Source organism: Stenotrophomonas sp. HMWF003 (genome assembly GCF_003061285.1).
GTDB lineage: Bacteria > Pseudomonadota > Gammaproteobacteria > Xanthomonadales > Xanthomonadaceae > Stenotrophomonas > Stenotrophomonas maltophilia_AP.
In genome coordinates this window covers 1-5,462 of sequence record NZ_QAIW01000145.1, presented here as the reverse complement: position 1 = coordinate 5,462, position 5,462 = coordinate 1, and the positions used below count along the sequence as shown (strand labels likewise).

The window sequence follows — 5,462 nt, the reverse complement described above, 5'->3', positions numbered from 1 at the left end:
TCGGCGTGGGTGGGTTGGCGGGACACGCCGTGAATCCCGCTCCGCGGTCCGGCCCAGCCGCTGGCGGCTGTGCGTTCAGTCGCATGCGAGGCAGTGCCTCGCAAGCAATGCGCCTTCACCCCTGGAGGCTCGTGGGCGCCTTGCGCGTTTGTGCAGTCCTGCACAAACGGCAAGGCCGGGGTTGGGCGTCCTGCCCAACCCGTCCGGCGCATGCGCCGGACCCATGGCGCCCAACGGTCCCGCCAACCCACCCACGCCGACGCCCGACAGGGTGCTTGCCCCTTTGTTGAAGGCGCAGGGCAACGGCGTAAGGCAGTTGCCGCGTTGCGCCGCGTAGAGCCGGGCTCTGCCCGGCTGCTCTTCTCTCCCCAATCAAACCGGTCGGCCGGCTTTTGCTCTTGGTGCGGACACGGCCAATCGTCTTGGCATGGCGCGGGTGGGAGGCCGGGACCGTCATGCGCCATGGATGGCGCATGCGAGCCTCCATGGATGGATTCACGGCGTGTCCCGGCCTCCCACCCGCGGCGTGCCAAACAGGTAGCAGCGAAACGTTGCTTTCCGCGCAGGCCCGACCTGCGACACCATGTCGCAATCCAACCCCGTCTCCCCGCCAACCCCGGCAACATCCGGATCACACCCCCGGGCGCAGAATGATGAACTGTCTTCCGGAGTACCACGATGACCGTTGAAATCGTCAACCCCGCCACCGGCCAGGTCACCTACCGCCACGAACTGCTCGATGCCGCCCAGATCGAACAGCGCCTGGCCGCTGCGGCAGGCGCGTTTCCCGCCTGGTCGGGCCAGTCCCTGCAGGCGCGCAGCGTCATCCTGCGTGGCATCGCCGCGCAACTGCGCACCCGCAAGGATGAGATCCAGCGGGCCATGACCACGGAGATGGGCAAACTCAAGGCCGAAGCCCTGGCCGAAGTGGAAAAGTGCGCGCAGGCCTGCGAGTTCTACGCCGACCACGCCGCCGACTACCTCAAGCCGCAGCTGATCGACACCGAGGCCCAGCGCAGCTACGTGCGCTACGAGCCCATCGGCTGCGTGTTCGCCGTGATGCCCTGGAACTTCCCGATCTGGCAGGTGTTCCGCTTCCTTGCGCCGGCCTTCATGGCCGGCAACGTCGCCCTGCTCAAGCATGCCAGCAACGTCCCACAGTGCGCCGACCTGATCCTGGCCGTATGCCGCGACGGTGGCCTGCCCGCCGGCGTGTTCGACGTCCTGCACATCGACAACGACCAGGCCGCCGACGTGCTGCGCGACAAGCGGGTCAAGGCCGTCACCCTGACCGGCAGCGAACGGGCAGGGCGCTCGATTGCCGCCAATGCCGGTGACCAGCTCAAGAAGTGCGTCATGGAACTGGGCGGCAGCGACGCGTTCGTCGTGCTCGAAGACGCCGACCTCGACAAGACCGTCGCCGCCGCGGTGAAGTCGCGGTTCGACAACAGTGGCCAGACCTGCATCGCCGCCAAGCGCTTCATCGTGGTCGATGCCATCGCCGATGCCTTCGTGGAAAAGTTCGTCGCCGCCGCTGCCCAGCGCGTCTACGGTGACCCGCAGGACGAACACACCACGCTGGCCCCGATGGCCCGCGGCGACCTGCGCGATGAACTGCATACGCAGGTGCAGGACAGCGTGGCCAAGGGCGCCAAGTTGCTGCTCGGCGGCGAGCCCGTGGCGGGCAGCCATGCCGGCTACCCGGCCACCATCCTGGACAACGTCGGCCCGGGCATGCCGGCGTACGAAGAGGAGCTGTTCGGCCCGGCCGCGGCCATCCTGCGCGTGCGCGATGATGCCGACGCGCTGCGCGTGGCCAACGACACCACCTTCGGTCTGGGGGGCAGCGTCTGGACCGCGGATGCGGTGCGCGGCGAAGCGATCGCCAAGAAGCTCGAATGTGGCGCGGCGTTCGTCAACGCCATCGTCAAAAGCGACCCCCGCCTGCCATTCGGCGGCAGCAAGCGCTCCGGCTTCGGCCGCGAACTGGCCGACCACGGCATCCATGAGTTCATGAACATCAAAACGGTGTACGTGGCTTGATCTGAAGGGGCGTAGCGGCCAACGGTCGCTACCTACCCATATCACACCGGTGGAGCCGACCGTTGGTCGGCTGCTCCAAATCTCGGGACGCCCGCATGTATCCGGCACCGCCTGGAGCCGGCCAGCGGCCGGCACTACCGGGTTGTTCACCGGCACAACCCGGCATCGCGTTGCTCAAACGGGTAGAGCCGACCGTTGGTCGGCTGCCCGAGACGCCTCGCGTTGTCCAAGGGGTAGAGCCGACCGTTGGTCGGCTGCCGGACTACCGACATGCCGTGCGTACATCCCGTGCCGTAGCCCCAAACGGGCGCCATCCACCCCGCGTCAGAGCCAGCGCACCCGCTTGAACAGCCGGTACAACCCCACGCAGATCGCACCCACGCCGATGATCATCGCCGGGTACGCCCACGGCTGGTCCAGCTCGGGCATGTGGGTGAAGTTCATGCCATACCAGCTGGTGATCAGGGTCGGCGCGGCCAGCAATGCCGCCCATGCACCGAGTCGCTTCACTGTCTCGCCCTGCGCCAGCGTCACCAGCGACAGGTTCACGTTCAACGCCGTGCCCAGCATCTCGCGCAGCGTATCGATCACATCGCTGATCCGTACCGCATGGTCATGCACGTCGCGCAGGTACAGCTTGACCTCGTCCGGCACCAGCTCGCCCTGGTAGCGCTTGATCTGCGCCAGCATGTCCTGCAGCGGCGCCACGGCCATGCGCATCTTGTTGAGCTCGCGCTTCAGTTCGTACAGCCGTACCACGGTCTGTCGCTTGTAGCTGTCCGAGAAAATGTCCTTCTCCAGCAGCTCCAGGGTGTCGCGGTAGCGCTGGGTGATGGGCAGGTAGTTGTCCACCACGAAGTCCAGCACCGCATACAGGCAGTACGACGGCCCCATCGTGCGCAGCAGCTCGGGCTCACGCTCCACCCGGGCGCGCGGCGCGGCGTAGGACAGCGACGCACCATGGCGGACCGTCACCAGGAAGCGGGGGCCGAGGAAGGCATGGGTTTCGCCATAGGCAATGCGCTCATCGACCATCTGCGCGGTGGTGACCACCACGAACAGGGAGTTGCCATACGCCTCCACCTTGGGCCGCTGGTGCGCGTTGCGGGCGTCTTCGATGGCCAGCGAGTGCAGGCAGAATTCTTCCTGCAGCTTCAGCAGCACGCTGTCGGCCGGCTCATACAGGCCGACCCAGACAAAGCCGTTGCCGCTTTCGATCACATCGCTGATCGCGTCCAGGCTGATGTCATGGCGCTTGCCCTGGTCATCGTAGTGCACGCAGTTGATGACGCAGGGCGGGTTCACGGGTGCGGTGCTTTCCATGGGCGGCATCCTGCGTCAGCGGCCCGTGACAGGTACGTCACGACGGCCCAGCGCCCACGCCAGCGCCAGATGCACCGGTAGCAGCAGCACGATCCACTGCAGGTTGACCTGCGCCTGCAGGCTCAGCCAGTGCAGTACCAGCCCCAGCGACGCCAGCAGCGCCACCGCCCACAGCACCCAGCGGAACCACGCGCGCGGGGGGCGCCCACGCAGCAGCGTGATCGCGCCGGGCAGCAACAGCAGGCACAGTGGCGACAGCACCAGCAGGTTGCGGTTGGCCCACGCGGCCTGGTGCGCGCTGAAGCCCCACAGGTAGGTCAGCAACGCGCCGGCGATACCGCAGAACAGCCACAGCGGCAGCGCGATGCCGCCCAGCAGGCGTCGGCGGGTGCGCAGTGCACACACCCCCGCGGCGACCAGCAGGCCGCACAGCAGCCAGGGCCACCAGCGGCGCGGGGATTCGGTGGGTTCCGGGGCGATGCGGTGCGGCAGCAGTTCCTGCTCGGCCTGTACCAGCGGCCGGCCTTCGCTGTTGCGCGACTGGCGCAGCGCATCGGCCAGGCGCATCGGCACGAACGCCTCCTGCCAGCGCGACAGCGGCTGGTCGGCAAACGGGCCCAGCCCGATGTCGAAGCCCAACCACATCCACGGCGAGGGCGAGGCCAGCCGCACCGATTCGCTGCGGTAGGTGTTGCCGCGCGATCGCCCGGACAGCTGCGAATGCAGGCCGCCGCCGAGCGCCTGGTCCACCGCATCGCGGACCATGGTGGCGCAGTTGGCGGTGTAGTAATCGTAGTGGTAGCGCGCGTTTTCCGGCTTGGCGCGCTCGGCCAGCGAGGCGGCCAGGGTGTGCGCCTGCTGCGGGTCCAGGTCCAGCCACTGGATGCTGGCCCCACGGCCGCTCTGGCGGTAGTACGACATGTCTTCGTCCAGCGGCAGCGCCACCAGGTAGTACATCATCTCGCCGCGCACGAAGCGGCCGATGAAGTCCGGCTCGCTCGGATCGAAGTAGCCGAAGTTGTAGGAGGTGGCCTGGCCCGTGACCGGGTCCACCACCACCAGCGCGTCGTGACCGAAGCGCTCGAAGAAGATCTCGCCGGGCTGCATGGTGACCACGCCGATGCGCGGTGCCGCCGGCGCGTTCGCGGCGGCGTCGGCCGCCGGCACGGCGACGGGGGCCGCCGCCTCCTGGGCCAGCGCCGCGAACGGCAGGCTGGCCAGGGTGAGCATCCAGCACAGGAACAACAGGCGGCACGACGGCCACCGCTTCAGCAGGGGCCGCATGGCGTGGATCAATCCTCGTTGTTCGTGTCAGCCGGCAGCACGGTCACATGGAACGCCTGCACGCGGCGGGCATCGGCACGCGCCACCCGGAACACGAAGCGGTCCAGGCTGAGCTCGTCGCCGGTTTCGGGCAGGTGGCCGATCGCCTCGGTGACCAGGCCACCGATGGTGTCGTAGTCGTCGTCCGGGAAGCTGGCGCCGAAGCGCTCGTTGAAGTCCTCGATCGCGGTCAGGGCGTCCACCACGTACTGGCCGTCGGCCTGGATGGCGATCTGCGCGGTGTGGTCCTCGGCCTCGTCGTGCTCGTCGTCGATTTCACCGACGATCTGCTCCAGCACGTCCTCGATGGTGACCAGCCCGGACACACCGCCGTACTCGTCCACCACGATGGCCATGTGGTTGCGCGAGAGCCGGAACTCCTTCAGCAGCACGTTGAGCTTCTTGGCTTCGGGAATCAGCACCGCCGGGCGCAGCAGTTCGCGCACGTTGGCCGGGCCGTGGTCGGCCACCACGCCGCGCAGCAGGTCCTTGGCCAGCAGTACGCCAAGGATGTCGTCCTTGTTGTCGCCGTGCACCGGGAAGCGCGAGTGGCCCGATTCGACCACCTGCTTCATCAGTTCAAGGAAGGGCGCTTCGACCGGCAGGGACACCATCTGCGAACGCGAGATCATCACGTCGCCCACGGTGAGTTCGGCGACCGAAATCGCCCCCTCCATCATGCGCAGGGTATCGGCAGCGATCAGCCCATCGGCGTGCGCGGTGTGCAGCACCGCCACCAGCTCGTCGCGGGTGTGGGGTTCGCCGGAGAAGGC

4 protein-coding genes are annotated in these 5,462 nt (G+C 67.8%); 1 reads left to right on the top strand and 3 read right to left on the bottom strand.

Features of this window, described 5'->3' with window-relative positions; translation table 11 throughout:
* The first annotated feature begins 678 nt into the window (after positions 1 to 678).
* The gene (locus tag DBR34_RS05545) at positions 679 to 2,043 is read left to right on the top strand and encodes an NAD-dependent succinate-semialdehyde dehydrogenase (protein ID WP_128096024.1); all 1,365 of its coding nucleotides are present in this window, start codon (positions 679 to 681) and stop codon (positions 2,041 to 2,043) included.
* Positions 2,044 to 2,367: 324 nt separating this feature from the next.
* Here the strand turns inward: DBR34_RS05545 and DBR34_RS05540 are convergent, their stop codons facing one another.
* The 3 genes from DBR34_RS05540 to DBR34_RS05530 form a co-directional block, all read right to left on the bottom strand.
* Positions 2,368 to 3,366 (bottom strand): magnesium and cobalt transport protein CorA, encoded by a 999-nt coding sequence (locus DBR34_RS05540; protein WP_128096023.1) that lies wholly within the window; start codon positions 3,364 to 3,366, stop codon positions 2,368 to 2,370.
* A 15-nt stretch (positions 3,367 to 3,381) separates the two neighbouring features.
* Entirely contained in the window at positions 3,382 to 4,650 is a 1,269-nt protein-coding gene (locus DBR34_RS05535) for a DUF4105 domain-containing protein (RefSeq protein WP_128096022.1), read from the bottom strand.
* 8 nt (positions 4,651 to 4,658) lie between these two features.
* A partial coding sequence (locus tag DBR34_RS05530; RefSeq protein WP_258223691.1) for a transporter associated domain-containing protein occupies positions 4,659 to 5,462 on the bottom strand: 804 nt, incomplete at its 5' end.